Annotated in this window: 12 protein-coding genes and 2 pseudogenes; 9 read left to right on the plus strand and 5 right to left on the minus strand. The window is 71.9% G+C overall.

The window, feature by feature from the left end; all coding sequences use genetic code 11:
* Positions 1-5: 5 nt before the first annotated feature.
* From OHA91_RS17985 to OHA91_RS18005, 5 genes are all read left to right on the plus strand, one after another.
* Positions 6-1349, plus strand: a complete 1344-nt coding sequence (locus tag OHA91_RS17985; protein ID WP_266499043.1) for a sensor histidine kinase — start codon at positions 6-8, stop codon at positions 1347-1349.
* Positions 1346-2017, plus strand: coding sequence for a response regulator (locus OHA91_RS17990; protein WP_031147522.1), 672 nt, complete (start codon positions 1346-1348; stop codon positions 2015-2017). Before OHA91_RS17985 ends, OHA91_RS17990 begins: the two co-directional genes overlap by 4 nt.
* 88 nt (positions 2018-2105) lie before the next feature.
* Complete coding sequence (locus OHA91_RS17995; protein WP_051892825.1) at positions 2106-3443, plus strand: sensor histidine kinase; 1338 nt, start codon at positions 2106-2108, stop codon at positions 3441-3443.
* Entirely contained in the window at positions 3440-4099 is a 660-nt protein-coding gene (locus OHA91_RS18000) for a response regulator (RefSeq protein ID WP_266499048.1), read from the plus strand. Before OHA91_RS17995 ends, OHA91_RS18000 begins: the two co-directional genes overlap by 4 nt.
* Before the next feature lie 30 nt (positions 4100-4129).
* Positions 4130-5338, plus strand: coding sequence for a cytochrome P450 (locus OHA91_RS18005; RefSeq protein WP_031147516.1), 1209 nt, complete (start codon positions 4130-4132; stop codon positions 5336-5338).
* Here OHA91_RS18005 and OHA91_RS18010 read toward each other — a convergent pair.
* The 3 genes and pseudogenes from OHA91_RS18010 to OHA91_RS18020 all read right to left on the minus strand — a co-directional run bounded on the left by OHA91_RS18010 (position 5335) and on the right by OHA91_RS18020 (position 7660).
* A pseudogene (locus OHA91_RS18010) lies at positions 5335-6508 on the minus strand (ABC transporter permease). The gene OHA91_RS18005 and the pseudogene OHA91_RS18010 overlap by 4 nt on opposite strands.
* Positions 6505-6663, minus strand: a pseudogene (locus tag OHA91_RS18015) (ABC transporter); the annotation flags it as partial. The pseudogenes OHA91_RS18010 and OHA91_RS18015, both read right to left, overlap by 4 nt.
* A gap of 154 nt (positions 6664-6817) precedes the next feature.
* Positions 6818-7660: a diacylglycerol kinase catalytic domain-containing protein gene (locus OHA91_RS18020; RefSeq protein WP_266499050.1), complete on the minus strand. Its 843-nt coding sequence runs from the start codon at positions 7658-7660 to the stop codon at positions 6818-6820.
* 183 nt (positions 7661-7843) lie between these two features.
* Here OHA91_RS18020 and OHA91_RS18025 point away from each other — a divergent pair, with 183 nt between their 5' ends.
* The 4 genes from OHA91_RS18025 to OHA91_RS18040 all read left to right on the plus strand — a co-directional run bounded on the left by OHA91_RS18025 (position 7844) and on the right by OHA91_RS18040 (position 15300).
* A complete protein-coding gene (locus OHA91_RS18025) occupies positions 7844-9127 on the plus strand; it encodes an adenylosuccinate synthase (RefSeq protein WP_031147513.1) in 1284 nt (427 codons plus the stop codon).
* A 188-nt stretch (positions 9128-9315) separates the two neighbouring features.
* On the plus strand, positions 9316-13251 hold the full coding sequence (locus OHA91_RS18030) for a hypothetical protein (protein WP_328739617.1): 3936 nt from the start codon (positions 9316-9318) through the stop codon (positions 13249-13251).
* Positions 13252-13420: 169 nt separating this feature from the next.
* Positions 13421-14296, plus strand: coding sequence for a PP2C family protein-serine/threonine phosphatase (locus OHA91_RS18035; protein WP_051892820.1), 876 nt, complete (start codon positions 13421-13423; stop codon positions 14294-14296).
* 47 nt (positions 14297-14343) lie between these two features.
* The gene (locus OHA91_RS18040; RefSeq protein ID WP_037631706.1) at positions 14344-15300 is read left to right on the plus strand and encodes an MASE1 domain-containing protein; all 957 of its coding nucleotides are present in this window, start codon (positions 14344-14346) and stop codon (positions 15298-15300) included.
* 40 nt (positions 15301-15340) lie between these two features.
* Here OHA91_RS18040 and OHA91_RS18045 read toward each other — a convergent pair whose 3' ends face one another.
* Entirely contained in the window at positions 15341-17041 is a 1701-nt protein-coding gene (locus OHA91_RS18045) for a PKD domain-containing protein (RefSeq protein ID WP_328739618.1), read from the minus strand.
* A 209-nt stretch (positions 17042-17250) separates the two neighbouring features.
* On the minus strand, positions 17251-18879 hold the full coding sequence (locus tag OHA91_RS18050; protein ID WP_266499059.1) for a PKD domain-containing protein: 1629 nt from the start codon (positions 18877-18879) through the stop codon (positions 17251-17253).
* Between the last annotated feature and the right edge of the window lie 9 nt (positions 18880-18888).

Genomic DNA, 18888 nt, shown 5'->3' on the forward strand with positions numbered 1-18888 from the left:
CCGACGTGAACGAGCAGCGCGTGCCCCCGGCCGAGCCGGCGCCCTCCGATGCCGTCAAGGGGGCCTCACCGAGCCTGGCGTTGGCCCTGGAGCTGTTCACCCTGCGGCGCGATCCCCTTCCCCGGATGGGCCGCCCGCGGTGGCTGGCGCGGCTGCCGCACGCACTCGTCGCCTACGCGGCCATGTTCTTCGGGTTCCTCACCACCGAGCAGCTCATGGACCACTACCACGTCAAAGGCGGCCCGCCGCTGGCCGTCGCGCTCCTGACGGCGCTGTCCATCTGGCTCGCGATGTTCCGCCCGATCGCCGCCTGGTGGCTGGGGCTGCTCGCCGCAGGCTGGATCGCCTGGATGATCCACGACAACGTGGGGCAGGGCCAGACCTGGCCCTGGACGCCCGGCGGGATCTTCGCGTTCGCCCCCGTGCTGCTGCTCGTCGCCCTCCGGGTGCCGCCGCGGGTGACCATATGGGTCGTCGGCATCTCCGTCGCCCTCACCGGGGCGGCCGAGGTGGCCTTCCATCCGGACGGAAGCCAGATCTCCTCGATGGGGGCCACCGTCCTCTTCGGCTTCGTCGGGCTCCTCGGGTACGCGCTGCGCGCCCTGCGGCTGGCCCGTGGCGAACTGGTCGAGCAGGAGACGCTCACCGCGGAGGAGCGGGCCCGGCGCACCCTGCTGGAGGAGCGCAGCCGCATCGCCCGCGAGCTGCACGACGTCGTCGCGCACCACATGTCGGTGATCTCCATCCAGGCGCAGGTCGCCCCGCACCTCGTGGACAACCCGTCCGAGGAGCTCAAGGAGAACCTGGCGGGCATCCGGGAGAACGCGCTGGAGGCCCTCACGGAGCTGCGCCGGGTGCTGGGGGTGCTGCGCTCCGAACAGCCCGGCGATCCGGCGGCCCCGCAGCATCCGCAGCCGACCCTCGCCGAGTTGGACGGCCTCGTGGACAACGTGCGGGGGGCGGGACTGGAGGTCACCACCGAGGTCGCGGGCGTCCGCCGGTCGCTGGCACCCGGCGTCGAGCTCACCGCGTACCGGATCGTGCAGGAGGCCCTGAGCAACTGCCTGCGCCACGCCCCCGGTTCGCAGGTGGAGGTCGGCGTCGCGTACGGGCCGCGCGAGCTGCACCTTTGTGTCGCCAACAGCGCGCCGACCCGGCCGGCCCCGCCCTCGCAGGGAGCGGGGCACGGCCTGCTGGGGATGCGGGAGCGGGCAGGCATGCTGGGTGGCGAACTGGCCGCGGGCCCGCGCCCCGACGGCGGGTACGAGGTCAGCGCAGTGCTCCCGATGGATCCGCAGAACCCGCCCGCCGGCACCGGCACCGGCACCGAGACGAAGAAGGCACCATGAGCACCCCGATCAAGGTGATGATCGCCGACGACCAGATGATGGTGCGGCAGGGCTTCACCGTGCTCCTCAACGCCCAGCCCGACATAGAGGTCGTGGGGCAGGCGGTGGACGGGGCGGACGCCGTCGCGAAGGTCGCCGAGCTGGCCCCGGACGTGGTGCTGATGGACATCCGCATGCCGGGCATGGGCGGTATCGAGGCCACGTCCGTGATCACCCGCGTTCCCGACGCCGAGGTGAAGGTGCTCGTCCTGACCACCTTCGACCTCGACGAGTACGTGTACGAGGCGCTGCGGGCCGGGGCCTCCGGGTTCCTGTTGAAGGACGCGTCCGCCGATCAGCTCGCGGAGGCGGTGCGGGTGGTGGCGGCCGGTGAGGCGCTGCTGTCGCCGAACATCACGAAGCGGCTGATCACGGAGTTCTCCCGGCTGGGGGCGCCGCGCGCGCCGTCGCGGGCCCGGATCGACGTGCTGACCGAGCGGGAGACCGAGGTGCTGTCGCTGATCGCCCAGGGCCTGTCGAACGCGGAGATCTCCGAGCACCTCGTCCTGGCCGAGCAGACGGTGAAGACCCATGTGAGCCGGATCCTGGTGAAGCTCGGCCTGCGGGACCGCACGCAGGCGGCGGTGTTCGCGTACGAGAGCGGTCTGATCCGTCCGACGGGCTACTGACGGACCCGTGTAGTACTTGAGAGGGACCCGGAGAAATCCCCATCAGCGGCGACGCGGACGAAGCCGGTACAGACCTACGGTTGTGCGTATGACCGAGACGACCACCGGGGGGACAGCCCGGACGCCTGAGTTCCGACTGGCATCGGAGGTGATCGCGACCCTGCGCCAGGACCTCGTCACCGATGCCTTCGCCTACCGGCCGCTGCCGCCGGCGGGGGCCCCGGGGCGCTTCTCGCGGCGGCTCCCCAAGGGGATACGACGGCATGCGCCGTGGCGGCAGCATGCGGCGGTGGGGGCGCTGGCCTTCCTCGCCGTGCTCTTCACCATGGAGGGGCAGTCGAGCTACCTGGGCGATCTGGGCCAGCTCGTCATGGGGCTGATAGCCGCGGTTCCCGTCCTCATGACGCTGGTACGGCCGGTCGGCGCGTGGTGGGCGGCCGTCGCGATGACGGTGGTGCTGGCCGCCCTCGGTGAGGGCGTCAGCTGGCCCTGGACCCCGGGCGCGTTCTTCTCCTACATCGTGGTCATGGTCGTCGTCACGCTGCGGACCGGGCCCCGGGTGGCAGCGTGGATGTGGGCGCTGACCCTCGCGCTGGGCGCCGCGATCTCCGTGGTGTTCACCGGCGAGTGGGGGTCGAACGCGCCGGAGATGGCGGTGACGTCGGCGTTCGCCCTGGTGATCGCCGGCAGCATCCAGATACGCCGGCACGCCAAGGCGGAGGTGAGCGCACAGCAGGAGGTCACGGCCGTCGAGCGGGACAAGCGGACGCTGCTGGAGGAGCGGACCACGATCGCGCGGGAGCTGCACGACGTGGTGGCCCACCACATGTCGGTGGTGGCGATCCAGGCGGAGGCCGCTCCGTACCGGGTGAAGAACCCGCCGCCGGAGCTGGAGGCGGCGTTCGTCACCATCCGGGAGAACGCGGTGGCGGCCCTGACGGAGCTGCGGCGGGTGCTGGGCGTGGTGCGCTCCGCGGACTACGAGGCGCCGGACGCCCCGCAGCCGACGCTGGCCTCGCTGGACGGGCTGCTGGCCAATGTGCGCGAGGCCGGGCTGAGCGTGGAGAAGACGATCACGGGCGCGGTGCGGGAGCTGCCGCAGGGCGTGGAGCTGTCGGCGTACCGGATCATCCAGGAGGCCCTGAGCAACACCCTGCGGCACGCGCCGGGCGCGTCGGCCGGGGTGGAGGTGTCCTACGTGCTGGGCGGCCTGGGCATACGGGTCGTCAACGAGGCGCCGACCGGGGATGTGCGGCCCTCGCCGGGGGCCGGCCACGGGATCACCGGGATGCGGGAGCGGGTGGCCATGCTGGAGGGGGAGATGACGGCCGCCCGGACGGAGTCCGGCGGGTACGAGGTCGCGGTGTTCATTCCGGTGCGCAACCGTCCCGAGCCGGTGCCCGAGCCGCAGGAGGGGACGGTATGACGATCAGGGTGCTGATCGTCGACGACCAGATGATGGTCCGCGAGGGGTTCTCCGTTCTGCTGAACGCCATGGACGGCATCGAGGTGGTGGGCGAGGCGGTCGACGGCCGGGAGGCCATCGCGCAGGTGGCGGCGCTGCGGCCGGACGTGGTGCTGATGGACATCCGGATGCCGCAGATGAACGGCCTGGAGGCGACGCGGGAGATCGTGGCCTCGGACACGGACGCGAAGGTGCTGGTCCTGACGACCTTCGACCTCGACGAGTACGTGTACCAGGCGCTGCGGGCGGGGGCCTCCGGGTTCCTGCTGAAGGACGCTTCGGCCCGTCAGCTGGCCGACGGAGTACGGGTGGTGGCGGCCGGCGAGGCCCTGTTGGCGCCATCGGTGACGAAGCGGCTCATAGCGGAGTTCTCGAAGATCTCCGAGGCGCGCAGGCTCGCGGACCCGGCGGGGGTGGGCGAGCTGACGGAGCGGGAGACGGAGGTGCTGGTCCTGATCGCGCAGGGCCTGTCCAACGCGGAGATAGCCGACCGGCTGATCGTCGCGGAGTCCACGATCAAGACCCATGTGAGCCGGATCCTGGTGAAGCTGGGTCTGCGGGACCGGACGCAGGCGGCGGTGTTCGCCTATGAGACCCGCCTGGTGACACCGGCCTGATCCGGAGGGCCGAGCGCTTACTCTGCGGGGATGGGCTTTGATCCGTGGGATGCCGCGTTCGTCGCCGATCCGTACCCGGCCTACCGGGAGTTGCGGGAGCGGGGGCGGGCCATCTGGTGGGAGGCCACCGGGCAGTGGCTGGTGCCGCACTACGCCGATGTGAGCGCACTGCTGCGGGACCGGCGGCTGGGTCGGACCTACCTCCACCGTTTCTCGCACGAGGAGTTCGGGCGGCAGGCGCCGCCGCCGGAGCACGAGCCGTTCCACGTGCTCAACGGCAACGGCCTGCTGGACCTGGAGGATCCCGCGCACGCGCGGGTGCGCAGGCTGGTGGCGAAGGCCTTCACCCCGCGGACGGTGGAGCGGCTGGTGCCGGCCGTGCGGCGGATGGCCGGGGAACTGGTGGGGCGGCTGCTCGCGGACGGGGGCGGGGACCTGCTCGCCACGGTCGCCGAGCCGCTGCCGGTGGCCGTGATCGCGGAGCTGCTGGGTGTGCCCGAGTCGGACCGGGGGCTGCTGCGGCCGTGGTCGGCGGACATCTGCGGGATGTTCGAGCTGCGGCCCGACGAGGAGACGGCGCGGCGCGCGGTGCGGGCGAGCACCGACTTCAGCGCGTACCTGCGGGAGCTGATCGCCGAGCGGCGCGCGCGCCCGGGCGAGGACCTGATCTCCGGGCTGATCGCCGCCCACGACGACGAGGGGCGGCTCAGCGAGCAGGAGATGATCTCCACTTGCGTCCTCCTGCTGAACGCCGGGCACGAGGCCACCGTGAACACCACGGTCAACGGGTGGTGGGCGCTGCTGCGCAACCCCGACCAGCTCGCCGCGCTCCGCGCCGGCCGCGATCCCGAAAAGTTGTCCACAGCTGTGGATGAACTCATGCGGTACGACACTCCCCTGCAGATGTTCGAGCGCTGGGTGCTCGACGACATCCGCGTCGGCGACACCGACATCCCCCGCGGGGCCGAGGTGGCGCTGCTCTTCGGATCCGCGAACCGTGATCCCGCGCGTTTCGAGGACCCCGACACGCTGGACCTCGCACGGGCCGACAATCCGCACCTGACCTTCGGGGCGGGGATCCACTACTGCCTGGGGGCGCCGCTGGCGCGACGCGAGCTGGAGGCCTCGTTCGGCGCGCTGCTGGCGGACGGCGTGCCGCCACTGCGGCTCGTCGAGGAGCCGCAGTGGCAGGACGGGTACGTCATCCGCGGGCTGAAGAGCCTGCTCGTGGAGTTCTAGGCCGTCATGTCTCGGCGGCGCAGGGCGGTGAGGCCGGCCGCCGCCAGGGCCGCCCCTAGGGCGGTCAGGGCAAGGAGCGGAGCCCACGACAGGGGCTCCGCGCCCGGGAGCCTGGGCAGGTGGGCGAAGGGCGAGAGGTTCAGGGCGGCCTGGGGGAGGTTCAGCGCCGGGCCGAGCCAGCCCAGGGCCAGGGCACTGCCGGCCACCGCCCAGGCGGCCGCCGCGTACGCGGGGGCCGCGCCGTGGAGGAGGGCCGCCAGCGCCCCGATCACCCACACCGCGGGGAGCTGGGCGAGGGTGGCCGCGACCGTCGTCCCCACCTCGCCGCCGTGCCCGATGCCGAGGCCCAGCCCCGCCAGCAGCAGCATCAGCGCCGAGCCGCCGAAGGCGACGGCCAGGTGGCCGCCGGCCCAGCGGAGCCGGCCGACCGCGTTCGCGAGCAGCGGTTCCGCCCGCTGCCCCGACTCCTCACCGCTCAGGCGCAGGACGGCCGAGCGGTGAAACCCAGGTCAGGGCGGAACTGCCGCCCGCCGTACCGGCGTCTCCGGCCGCCTTCAGGACGAAGGCCGCGCCGAGCACCGCGGCCGTGAATCCCTTGGCCGCCCGGGCGCTCTCGGTCAGCTGGGCGGCGACGGCGGCCGCGCCGGCGAAGAGCATGCCGGTGCCGGCGAGTGCCAGTGCGAGCGCGGCCGCGCCCGGCGCTCCCTGCCCGGCGAGGCCGCCGGCGACGAGCAGGCCGACGCAGGTGTTGGCTACGAGCGCGGCGAGCAGGGCCGCGGTCAGCGGGGCCCGGCGCCCCACCATGGCTGCGGAGAGCAGTTCCTGACGGCCCGACTCCTCCTCCTCGCGGGTGTGTCGGACCACGATGATCAGGCTCATGACAGCCGCGAGGACCGCGCCGAAGACCCCGGCGCGCCAGGCGGTCAGGGCGCCGAGGGAGTCGCCGAAGACCGGCCCGTACAGGGCGCGCACGGAGCCGTTGGCGTTCATCGAGGCGGCGGCCTGGGTGCGTTCGGCGGTGGTGGCGTACACGCTGCCGAGCGATCCCGGCATGCTCACCACCAGGAGCGCGGTGACCGGGATCCAGACCGGCATCATCACCCGGTCGCGGCGCAGGGCCAGCCGGAGCAGTGCGCCGGTGCCCGCGAGGCCGTTCGGTCGTCGCTTCATCGCGCGGTCGCCTCGCCGTCGTCGGTGTAGTGGCGCAGGAAGAGCTCTTCGAGGGTGGGCGGGGTCGCGGTCAGCGAGCGCACACCCGACGCGGCGAGGGAGCGCAGTACGGCGTCCAGCTTGTCGGTGTCGGCCTGGAGTCGGACCTTCAGCCCGGCGCGCACGCACCACCTCGGCCTCGTGCGGGATCCAGCGCGCCGCCGGGTCCCGCACCACGCGGCGCGCCGCCCAGCGCCTGCGCCACAGCCACCGGCTCCGGCTCCGCCACCGGCGCCTCCCGCACCTCCCGCACCGCCCGCGCCGACTCCGTCACCGGGGCAGGGTGAGCATCCATGCCCCGGGGCGCAGCGTCCACGTACGGCGGCGGACCGGACCGGCCATCGCGCCGTCGGCCCGGTAGCGGAAGTCCGCACCCGACACCGTCACCGTCTTCGCCCGGGCCGTCACCGTCGAGCCGGCGAAGCCGCCGCCCGTGCGCACCGCGACCTCCGCCGGTTCGCCGTCGCCCCGCGTGCGCACCGAGACGTCCGCCACGGGCTGGTCCACATCGGCCAGCAGGACCCCGTCGGCCTCCACCCGCAGCCGGTGGTGCCCGCCGCCCACCCCGCCCGCGGCCGCCACCGGCCGGACCAGCGTCCGCACCAGCGAGCGGTACGCGCTCCACACCGACGGCCCGGCAGGCCTCGGGACCCCCCGCTCCGGCCCCCGCAGCGGCGGGATCCGCAGCGCGCCCAGCACCACTCCGTCACTGTCGTCGACCAGCAGGTCACACGTCCGGACCGACCCGTCGAGCACCGCCCGGGCCGCCGCGACGGCGGACTGCGGCACCCCCAGGGACCTCGCCAGCGCCAGGGACCCCACCGGCCCCACCGGAACCAGCGCCAGAGCGCTCTCGCCGAGCCCCCGCTCCCGGTGCAGCAGCCCCACGGCCCGCACCAGCGCCCGGTCGTCGCCCACGATCACCGGCTGCCGATGACCCCGGCGGGCGAGCGCCCGCGCAAACTCCTCCTGCGAATCCGGGAGGCAGATCTTCGCCGCCGCTCCCGCTGACAACACATCTTTCGCGATCCGCACGGACTCGCCGTCAAGACGGCGGGCGACCGGGTCGACGAGCACCAGCAGACCGCCTACCGGCGCGCCCGCTTGGCTCATGGTGGGCTCTGGAGCCGACACCTCGGTCCTTCCTCGGGTAGCATCTTTGTGCAAGAGGCCCTTGCGCTATTGCGCCAGGGCCTTCGTCTATTCCGGGGCAACCCGTCCGACGGCTCAGCCCGCGTACATCGTCGTACGCCCCCCTGACCTTGGACATGCCCCATCCGGAAGAGGTGTACGCCTGTGCCCGCTCTTGTGCTGCTCGGAGCTCAGTGGGGTGACGAGGGCAAGGGAAAGGCCACCGACCTGCTCGGTGGATCCGTTGACTATGTGGTGCGCTACCAGGGTGGCAACAACGCCGGCCACACGGTCGTCGTCGGCGACCAGAAGTACGCGCTGCACCTTCTCCCTTCCGGCATCCTCTCCCCCGGATGCACCCCGGTCATCGGTAACGGCGTCGTCGTCGACCCGGCCGTCCTGCTCTCCGAGCTGCGCGGTCTGAACGAGCGCGGCATCGACACCTCCAAGCTGCTCATCAGCGGCAACGCGCACCTGATCACGCCGTACAACGTCACCCTCGACAAGGTCGGCGAGCGCTTCCTCGGCAAGCGCAAGATCGGTACGACCGGTCGCGGCATCGGCCCGACCTACGCGGACAAGATCAACCGCGTCGGCATCCGGGTCCAGGACCTCTACGACGAGTCGATCCTCACCCAGAAGGTCGAAGCGGCGCTGGAGGGCAAGAACCAGCTCCTCGCGAAGCTCTACAACCGCCGCGCCATCGAGGCCGGGGCGATCGTGGAGGAGATGCTCCAGTACGCGGACCAGATCAAGGGCTACGTCGCCGACACCACCCTGATCCTCAACAACGCGCTGGACGAGGACAAGGTCGTGCTCTTCGAGGGCGGCCAGGGCACCCTGCTCGACGTCGACCACGGCACCTACCCCTTCGTCACCTCGTCGAACCCGACCGCAGGCGGCGCCTGCACCGGTACCGGCGTCGGCCCGACGAAGATCAGCCGTGTCATCGGCATCCTCAAGGCCTACACCACCCGCGTCGGTGCGGGTCCGTTCCCGACCGAGCTGTTCGACCAGGACGGCGAGGACCTGCGCCGCATCGGCGGCGAGCGCGGTGTGACCACCGGCCGCGACCGTCGCTGCGGCTGGTTCGACGCGCCGATCGCACGTTACGCCACCCGTGTGAACGGTCTGACCGACTTCTTCCTCACCAAGCTGGACGTGCTGACCGGCTGGGAGCAGATCCCGGTCTGCGTCGCGTACGAGATCGACGGCAAGCGCGTCGAGGAGCTGCCCTACTCGCAGACCGACTTCCACCACGCGAAGCCGATCTACGAATACCTCCCCGGCTGGTCCGAGGACATCACCAAGGCCAAGACCTTCGAGGACCTGCCGGCGAACGCCCGGGCCTACGTGAAGGCCCTGGAGGAGATGTCGGGCGCCCCGATCTCCGCGATCGGCGTCGGCCCCGGCCGCACCGAGACGATCGAGATCAACTCGTTCCTGTAGGCAGGACACGCACCACCGGAAGGGCGGGACGCGCACGGCGCATCCCGCCCTTCGGGCTGTCCGGGGCAGGCGCTACACTCCGGCTGCCCAGAGCTTCCCAGCAGGTCACGGGGGTCGGGCACATCCGAACTGGGGGGTTCATGAGTTTGCTGCCGATCGGCAGAAGAGGGCGGAGCAGACGGGGGCGGATGCGCGCGACAGCCGCCTCGGGCACCCTGTTGCTCGCCCTGCTGGCCTCACTGACAGGCCAGACCAGCACCGCCGCCGCGGATCCCGCGGCGCCCGGCACCACCACGGCCGCCACGGCCGCGGCACAGCCGAAGGCCGCGGGTCCGCAGGCCGCGCCGGAGCCGGATCCCAAGGCCGACCACCAGGCTGCCGTACGGACGCTCCAGCAGGGCGACCTCGCCGAGCCCTGTCCGGCGGCCCTCGCGCCCCACACGGTCGTCACCTGCACGGTCGACCCGTCCAAGACGGCGTCCTTCTCGCTGACCCTGCCGCAGCAGAAGGACCTGGTCATGCTCCAGGTCGTCTCGACGCTTCCGTCCACCACGAAGCTGATCGCGCCCGGCGGCGCCGCCGTCGCCTGCGAGAGCGTCCGCCACCCCGCGTACCCGGCGCTACGGTGTCCCACCGGTCAGGCCGGGACGTACACGGTGCAGGTCACGGACAAGAGCGGCACGGCGAACGGCATCTCCGTGTCGTACACCGCGCTGCTCTCCTCCACCGGGTGCAAGGCCATCGGCGCCGCCGACCGCAGGCTCGGCGCGCCGTCCGTGCTGCACCGCTCGCTGCCGGCCGGCTCGGCGGGCGACTGCTACACCCTGGACCTGGCCGCCGGTGACGTCCTGCGCGCCTACAGCAGCAGCTACGAGGTCCTGCACAGCGTGTACGACGCCTCGGGCAAAGAGGTCTGCTCGTCCAGGGGCCGCCTGACGGACGCGGTGGACTGCAGGCTCACGGGCACCGCACCGTTCCGGATCTCGGCGTTGCAGTCCTCGGGGAAGGCCGTCGACTACGACTACACCGTGGCCCGGCTCTCCAAGCCGGAGGGCTGCGCGGTGGTCGAGCCCCAGGCGTACGGGAGCCTCCCGGACCTGACCGGGACGGAGCACTGCCGCATCCTGCGGGTCACCCAGGCCGCCGAATACACCTACGCCGATGTCATCGCGACCGGCGCCCACCCGCTTCCGTCGCCGCTCCTGTCCGAGGCCGGCGAGACCGTGCCCAGCTGCCCCCGGTACGACGTCTGCAACCTGGCCCCGGGTGACTACACCTGGTCGGCCAACCCCACGAGCGACAGTTTCAAGGCCTTCGGCATCGCCTTCCACTCCGCCAGGGAGACCAGGGGCTGCACCCCGACCCACGACAACGGTCTGGCGGCCGGTCCGGCCACCGGCGCCTTCACCGGGCCGGGGCACGTACTCTGTCTGACCCTGCCCACCGCCGGCGGCAAGGGCATCTACGTACTGAACCGGCCGCCGGCCGGTGGCAGCTACGCCGCGTACAAGCTGTACGACGCGTCCGGAACCCGGCAGCAGTGCGACACCGGCACCCTCTGCAAGCTGACCGGCACCGCCCCCTTCCGCGCCGTGCTGAGGAGCAGCCAGGCGTCCACGACCTTCGGACTGGCGTTCCACCGGACCGAGGAGGCCCAGGGCTGCACGCCGTGGCCGCAGTCCACGTTCGGCAACGGCACCTGGGGTGCCGAGGTGTCGGTGGCCTTCCACAGGTCGCAGGCCTGCCTGAGCGTGCCGGGCAACGCCCACTCCACCGCAGAGCTGCTCGACCACGTCTCCGGCACTCCGAGGGACGCGACGGTGACGGTCAAGGTGGTCGACGCGGCGGGCACCATCAGGTGCGAGACCGCGTCCCCCTCCACGGCCAACGTCTGCTCCCTGGCTCCCGGCGAGCCGTACACGGTGCTGCTGGAGAGCTCGGCCACCGCCTGGGGCGGAACGGAAACGTACCGCCTGGTGCGGCGCGACGTGTCCGCGACCGCGCAGTGCGCGGACACGCCCTCCACGAAGACGGGCGGCCCCTCTCTCGCCTTCGACCTGACCTCGCCCCTGGACACCCGCTGCGTGCGGGTGACCGGTGCCGCCACCGACAAGTTCTGGATCGCGGCGCGGACCCCGGACATCCCGTACGTCGACGGCGCCCCGCTGACCGTCGTCGACGGCGACGGCCGCGCCGTGTGCCTGCGGACCGGCTCCTGCCGGGTCGCCGGCTCGACGTCGTACCTGGCGATCGTCGGACCCGACAAGGCCCTCGGCGGCACCATCGCCGCGAAGCTGGACACCTGGCGGGTGGGCACGGCCTCGGGCTGGGCGCCGGAATGCACCGCCAACCGCATCTCGGTCAACGATTTCCCCGCCCGTGGCGGGACCCTGTCCGAGGCCTCCACCGCCTACTGCGCCGTGATCGACATGAGGGCCGGCCAGACCATCGCCGTCACCGGCACCACCAGCACCACGGAGTTCGACAAGCCGGGTCTGGACCTGATGAACGGGCCGGAATGGACCTCCTCGACCGCCGGGTACGGGTGCACGGCCGACCGTGAACGGTTCGCCTTCAGCTGCGCGACGAGTGCCGGCGCGGCGCCCGCCCAGGCAGTGCTGTTGCTGAGCCCCAAGCGGGCACGCACACCCGTCGACTTCTCCTTCCAGGGAGAGTGCCGGGAGGGCTGCGTCGAGCCGCCGGCGCCGAACCCGACCGGCATCAGCCCGTCGACGAGCATGGTCGGTACGCGTACCGACGCCATCGTCACCGGTACCGGGCTCACCTTCGCCACCAAGCTCAAGCTGATCCGCAACGGCTCGCCGGAGCGGGTGCTGGAGCCGATCACGGCGAACACCGACGGAAAGCAGCTGTACGTCAAGGTCGACACGAACGGGCTGGAACCCGGACAGTACGACCTGCTGCTCGACGGCGTCGAGCACACCCCCGGGGTCCCGTCCCGGGGCTACCTGCCCAAGGCCTACACCGTCACGGCCCAGCCCCCGAAGGGCAGCCGGTTCGTGCCGCACGGCCCGTCGCGCTTCCTCGACACGCGAGACGGCACCGGTGCGACCAAGCAGCGCGTCGGACCGGGCGGCGTCGTCACCCTGCAGGTCGCGGGTGTGAAGGGCATTCCGGCCACCGGCGTCACCGCCGTCGTGATGAACGTGACCGCGGTCCAGCCGACCGAGGCCGGGCACGTGATGGTCTACCCGAACGGGCAGGCCGTGCCCAAGGTGTCGAACCTCAACTTCGCACCCGGGCAGATCGTCCCCAATCTGGTGACGGTGCCGGTGGTCAACGGCAAGGTCGACCTCCGCAACAACGCCGGATCCGTCGACCTCATCGCTGACGTCACCGGCTACTACACCGACAAGGCCGGGGCCGGCTCCGCGCTGAACCCGATCACGCCGTCCCGGTTCCTGGACACCCGTGACGGCACCGGCGCGAAGAAGCAGCGCGTCGGACCGGGCGGGGTCGTCACCCTCCAGGTCGCCGGGGTCAAGGGCATCCCGGCCACCGGGGTGACCGCGGTCGTCATGAACGTGACCGCCGTCAGCCCGACCGAGGCCGGCCACGTCACGGTGTATCCGAACGGCCAGGCGGCGCCCGGCGTGTCGAACCTCAACTTCACGCCCGGGCAGATCGTCCCCAACCTGGTGACGGTGCCGGTGGTCAACGGCAAGGTCGACCTCCGCAACAACGCCGGATCCGTCGACCTCATCGCCGACGTCACCGGCTACTACGCGGCCACCGGCTCCGCCTTCTCCGCGGCCGGTCCGGTCCGCCTCCTCGACACCCGCGACGGCACCGGCGCCCGCGCCGGAGCCGTGGGCCCGGGCGATGCCGTCCACCTCCAGGTGACCGGCGCCGCAGGAGTCCCCGCACAAGGAGTCACCGCCGTCGTCCTCAACGTCACGGTCACCAACCCGACCGAGGCCAGCCACCTGATCGTCCACCCGCACGGGGTCGCCCGTCCGGGCGTGTCGAACCTCAACTACACGGCCGGGCAGACCGTCGCCAACCTGGTGGTCGTCCCCGTCGTGGACGGCTGGGTCACCTTCTACAACAACTCCGGATCCGCCGACGTGATCGCCGACCTGAACGGCTACTTCACCTCCTGACCAGGAAAGAAGGAGCGAGGGCCCCGCCCGGTCACCAGATCGGGCGGGGCCCTGCGCATCTGCCGGGCCCGAGCGTCTCGGGGGGCGCGGTGCGGGTGGGCGGAAATATGATGGGCACGTCCTTTCCACGGCGGAAGCAGGGACGGATGCACCATCGTCGGAGCCTTCGATGAACCGGCGCCGTCCCCCTCGGGTCGCCAGCGCCGACCTGCTGAGCATGCTCGGCCGGCTGACCGCTCAGGCGCGGCAGGGCGTGGAGCTCCAGCAGGCGCGCGTGGAACTGGCCGAGGCCCTGCAGCGCGAGATGCTGCCCACCGAGCTGCCCTGCCTGCCGGGGCTGCGCACCGCGGCCCGCTACTCGCCCGCCCGGCACGGCCTGGACATCGGCGGCGACTGGTACGACGGCTTCCGGCTGCCGGAGGGCGCCCTCGCCTTCTGCATCGGTGACGTCCAGGGCCACGACGTCGACGCGGCCGCCTTCATGGGGCAGGTCAGGATCTGCCTGCGGGCCGTGGCGGCCGTGGTCGTCGATCCCGGCGAGGTGCTGAGCCGGGCCAACGAAGTACTGCTCTCCATGAACCGCGACCTCTTCGCGACCTGCAGCCTGCTCCGCTTCGACCCGGACACCTGGGAGCTGGAGAGCGCCCGGGCCGGTCACGTCCCCGCGGTCTGGGCCACGGTCGACGGCCGGTACGGCATAGCCGAGGACAACGGCGGGCTGCCGCTGAACCTGGTGCCCGGGTCGGCGTACGCGGTGACCCGGCGGCGGCTGACGGAGGCGGGATCGATCGTCCTGCTCACCGACGGCGTGGTCGAGGGCCCCCGGTTCCCGCTCGAAGTGGGGCTGGAACGCGTGGTCAAGGTCGTCCGGGAGGCGGCGGGCACCGACCCCGCCGAGCTGGCCGCCGAGGTGATGAAGGTGGCCGATTCGACGGGCCACGCGGACGACGCCGCGGTGCTCGTCCTCAGCCACGACGCGGCCGGACCCGCCCCGGAAGCCGGCTCGGGCGAGGACGGCGGCCCGGAACCCCGTGGGACGGCGTAGCGCGTGTCACGCCCCACCCGGCCCGCGGGCTGTTGTCTGATGAAGCGGTGCGCACCGAGGGATGGCGACGTCCGGCCGAACTGCTCCTACTGATCCTCGCCGTCGCCGTCGCCTACTACATCGGCGGGCGGATCGGCCTGCGCCAGAGCGTGACCGTCGACGGCGCCCAGGTCACCCCGCTGTGGCTGCCCACCGGCATCGCGCTGGCCGCCCTGCTCTGGCTGGGCCTGCGGGTCTGGCCGGGGATCTCCCTCGGCACCTACTTCGCCATCGAACGCATCAGCGAATTCGACCTCAGCGACCTCGGCATCCTCGCCGGGAACACCATCGCACCGGTGTGCGCGTACCTGATGCTGCGCCGGGTGGACTTCCGCACGGAGATGGACCGGCTGCGGGACGCGCTGGCGCTCGTCTTCCTGGGCGGCCTGTTACCGATGCTGATCAGCGCGACGGCCGGGACCTGGACCCTCGTCCTCACCGGCGATCTGCCCCGGGGCGGATTCTGGCCGGTGTGGGCGGCCTGGTGGGTCGGGGACGCCATGGGGGTGCTCGTACTGACCCCGCTGCTGCTGGTCCTGCGCCGGGCCCGGCTGCCCCGGGACGACTACCGGCTGGTCGAGGTGTCGGCCCTGGCGGTCACGTCCGTGGTCGTCACCCTCGTGGCCACCCGCAGCCACCTGTCCGTGCTCTTCCTCGTCTTCCCGCTGCTGATCTGGGCGGCCGTACGCTTCCAGTTCGCCGGGAGCGCGCCGTGCGCCCTGCTGATCTCGGTCCTGGCGATCTCGGCGGCGCACGATCACGTCGGACCGTTCACCGAGCACAGCCTGCTGGAGCTCATGGTCAACCTGCAGGCCCTCAACGGAGCGGCCGCCCTGACCGGGCTGCTGCTGTCCGCGCTGGTCACCGAGCAGAACAACGTACGGCTGCGGATCGAGCAGGTCTGCGAGGACCTGGCCGAACTGGTGGAGCACCTGGCTCCGGGCGGCAGGCCGCCCGAACGCTGAGCGCCCCGGGGAGGCCGTCCCCGGGGCGCTCGGCGGTGGATCAGTTGGTCTCGTAGTAGCCGAAGATGTCGACGACGAGATCGGTCTTGTCCCAGCCCTGGTTCCAGAAGTCGACGATGCCGTTGTTCCCGGAGCCCGCCTGGACCAGGTTCGGCACGGTCTTGCCGGCCGTCCAGTTCAGCGTCGAGGCGGTGGGGCGCTGCGGGAAGACCTGGCTGCCCTGCCGGTACTGCTCCCGCGTGTTCGGGTCCGGGGCGACCGACAGGAAGCCCGTGCCGGCGGTGTTGGTGACCGTCGTGTTGAGGACGTAGCCGGCGATGCCGGGTTCGCCCGCGGACAGCGCCTGCCAGATGTAGCCGCGGCCCTGCATCGGACCGTGGGTCCAGCGCGGGTCGCGGGTGTCGATCAGCCGGACCGACTTGATCGGCATGTAGGCGCCCTTGCTGTCGGTGCTGTAGAAGCCGACGACGTCGACGATCACGTCCGTGCCGGCCCAGGCGCCGTTGCGGACGTTGATGCTGCCGTCGGGGCCGACCGGCACGATCACCGCGTTCGCGACCGTCTGGCCGGCGGTGAAGTTCACGTTGGACGTGATGGGGATGCTCCCGCCGGCCGGGAAGACGGAGAGGTGCCCGGCCTCCTTCGGGTTGGTCACCGTCACGTTCAGCGCCACGGCCGTGATGCCTTCCGGCACGCCGCGCAGGCCGCTGATCTGCGTACCGAAGGTCTTCTGGCCCGCCAGCTGGCCCCGGGTGGTGCCGAGGCCCTCACGGGTGTCGACGAACCGGACCGGCGTCATCGGCGTGTAGCCGGCGGCGTCGGTGCGCGTGAAGTAGCCGGTCACGTCCGCTATCAGGTCGACGGACTCCGAGCTGCGGTTGGCGAGCTCGACGTAGCCGTTCTTGCCGACGGGCACGATGACCAGGTTGGGGACGGACTGGCCGGCCTCGAAGTTCACGTTCGAGGTCGTCGGCAGCTCGGTGCCCTCGGCGAAAGCGGTGATGTGCCCGCCGCTGGTGGTGTTGGTGACGGTCACGTTGAGGGCGACGGCGGTGACCCCCTCCGGTATCGCGCCGTTGCCGCCGACCTGCACGCGGGTCGACCCGTACGCGGGGACCTTGCCCCGGACCGCTCCGGTCCCGTTGCGGGTGTCCAGCAGGCGCGTCGGGGTGTGCGCGACGAAGTCCGAGCCGGCGGTCATGACCGGGAACTCGTTGACGACCTCGGCCTGGTTGGCCGGGTCCGTCACGGTGACCTTGACGTTGTACTGGCCGAGCTTCGCGTAGGTGTGGCTGCTCTTCAGCTCGGTCGAGCCGTACGCGTCCATGGCGTCGGGGCTGCTGCCGTCGCCCCAGTCGACGGTGACCTTCAGCGTGGAGTCGGCGCTGATGACGGTGGTGTTCAGGTCGAACGCGTGCGCGGTGGTGGCCGCGGCGTTCAGGACGAGGGCCAGGTCCGGGTTGCCGGCCGCCTGCTGGGCGGCGACCCCGCCCTTGGCGCCGGGCAGGGCCTTGCGGACGGAACGCTCCGCGGGGCTCTTGTAGGTCTTGAGGTCAGGCGCCGCGGCCTTGGCCAGGTCGACGGCGGGCGCACCCACGCCGGGCGTGGCCGCTCCGGGCGTGGCCGCTCCGGGCGTGGCCGCTCCGGGCGCGACCGGCTCCGCGGCCTGGGCGATGCCCGGCGCGAGACCGATGGTTGCCGCGATGACGGCGACGGAAATTACGAGACGGCGACTGCGCACCGGTCCCCCCATTTTTGAACGTGCTCAGGTCTGGGCTACAGAGTACATAGATCTTCACCCGTGAGATCGCGAATACATGTGCAATCCAGGCGAGTTGGCGCGTTTCTGTCCCGAACTGATCCCAATGTCCAGCGGGTCGGCGAACGGGCGAGGGCCCCGTCCGGTCGTGAGATCGGACGGGGCCCTCGCCGTGTGCGCGGACCGGCGGATCAGTCGGTCTCGTAGACGCCGAAGAGGTCGACGATCAGGTCGGCGTCCTTCCAGCCCTGGTTCCAGAAGTGGACGATGCCGTGCTCGCCGTCACCGGCCTGCACCAGGTTGGCGACGGTGGCGCCCTTAGTCCAGTTCAGGCTGGAGGAACCGGGACGGGTCGGGACGGGCGCCCCGGGCTGGTCGTTCACCAGCCACGGGAAGGGGCTCGGGGCCACGGAGAGGAATCCGGGATCGACCGTGTTGGTCACCGTCGTGTTCAGCACGAGGGCCTCGTCACCCGCGTGGTCGTCGGGCGAGTACCACTGCGGGATGTACCCGCGGGCCGGCAGACGGCCACCCGGCCACCAGCTTTCCGGGTCGCGGGTGTCCAGGGTCCGCCACGGGCCGATGGGCCGGTATGCGGCCTTGCTGTCCTTGCTGTAGTAGCCGACGACGTCCACGACGACGTCGGTGCCCGCCCAGGCGCCGTTGAAGACGCTGAGCCTGCCGTCCGGACCGACCGGCACGATCACCGAGTTCGCGACCGTCTGACCGGCGGTGAAGTTCAGGTTCGACGCGGTGGGAGCCTGCCCGCCCCCCGGAAAGACGGACAGGTGCCCGGCCTCCTTCGGGTCGGTCACCGTCACGTTCAGCGCCACGGCCGTGATGCCCTTGGGCACGCCGCGCAGATCGCTGATCTGGGTGGCGAAGGTGGCCCGCCCGGCGAGCTGGCCCTTGGCCGTGCCCAGGCCCTCGCGGGTGTCGACGAACCGCGCCGGGGTCATCGAGGTGTAGCCACTGGCCGCGCTACGGGTGAAGTAGCCCGTGACGTCGGCGACCAGGTCGACCGACTCCCAGCCGCCGTTGAAGAGCTCCACCTGGCCGTCGGCGCCCACCGGGACGATGACCATGTTCGGAACGGACTGGCCGGCCGTGTAGTTCAGGTTCGAGGTTTCGGGCCGCTCCGAGCCCTTCCCCCCGGGCCACACCGTGATGTGACCGCCGGCGGTGGTGTTGGTGACGGTGACGTTGAGGGCGACCGCCTCGACTCCTGCGGGAATGCCGGAGTTGCCGGCCACCTTCACGCGGGTCGCGCCCCGCGCGGCGACCTTGCCGGCCTTCGTGCCCGTGCCGTCACGGGTGTCCAGCAGCCGGGTCGGCGCGTGCGGGGTGAACTTGGAGCCCGGGGTCACGAACGCGATCTCGTTGGCACCCCGGACGGCGTTGGCGGTGTCGGTCGCGGTGACCTTCACCGTGTAGTTGCCGACCTCGGCGTACGTGTGGCCGTGGACCAGCTCGCCGGACCCCTTGACGGTCGTCTTCTCCGTCTTGCCGTCGCCCCAGTCGACGACCACGTCGAGCGTGACGCCGTCCGGACCCGTGATCCTGGTCTCGAGTTCGAGTCCGTACGCGCTGAAGCTTCGGCCCTCGATCGCGACCGCGATCCCCGTGTGGTCCTCGGCGGCCTTGTTGCGGGCGCCCGGCAGCGCCGTGCGGACCGTACGGTCGGCAGGGCTGTGGAACGTCTTTGCGGCGGCACCCTCGGCCTTGGCCGGGCTCGGCGCGACGGCCTTGGACGGCCCTTCGGTGGCCGAGGCCATGGTCGGGCTGAGCCCGAGACCCGCCGCCACGAGGGCAGCGGTCATTACGAGTCG

It is taken from the genome of Streptomyces erythrochromogenes, from assembly GCF_036170895.1.
Classification (GTDB): Bacteria; Actinomycetota; Actinomycetes; order Streptomycetales; family Streptomycetaceae; genus Streptomyces; species Streptomyces erythrochromogenes.

Bases quoted from the DNA above. Each gene is read 5' to 3' on its own strand.
- OHA91_RS18020 (WP_266499050.1), bottom strand. From the start codon at position 7,660: ATGAGCCAAGCGGGCGCGCCGGTAGGCGGTCTGCTGGTGCTCGTCGAC.
- OHA91_RS18035 (WP_051892820.1), top strand. From the start codon at position 13,421: ATGAACCGGCGCCGTCCCCCTCGGGTCGCCAGCGCCGACCTGCTGAGC.
- OHA91_RS18005 (WP_031147516.1), top strand. From the start codon at position 4,130: ATGGGCTTTGATCCGTGGGATGCCGCGTTCGTCGCCGATCCGTACCCG.
- OHA91_RS18050 (WP_266499059.1), bottom strand. From the start codon at position 18,879: ATGACCGCTGCCCTCGTGGCGGCGGGTCTCGGGCTCAGCCCGACCATG.
- OHA91_RS17995 (WP_051892825.1), top strand. From the start codon at position 2,106: ATGACCGAGACGACCACCGGGGGGACAGCCCGGACGCCTGAGTTCCGA.
- OHA91_RS17990 (WP_031147522.1), top strand. From the start codon at position 1,346: ATGAGCACCCCGATCAAGGTGATGATCGCCGACGACCAGATGATGGTG.
- OHA91_RS18000 (WP_266499048.1), top strand. From the start codon at position 3,440: ATGACGATCAGGGTGCTGATCGTCGACGACCAGATGATGGTCCGCGAG.
- OHA91_RS18030 (WP_328739617.1), top strand. From the start codon at position 9,316: ATGCGCGCGACAGCCGCCTCGGGCACCCTGTTGCTCGCCCTGCTGGCC.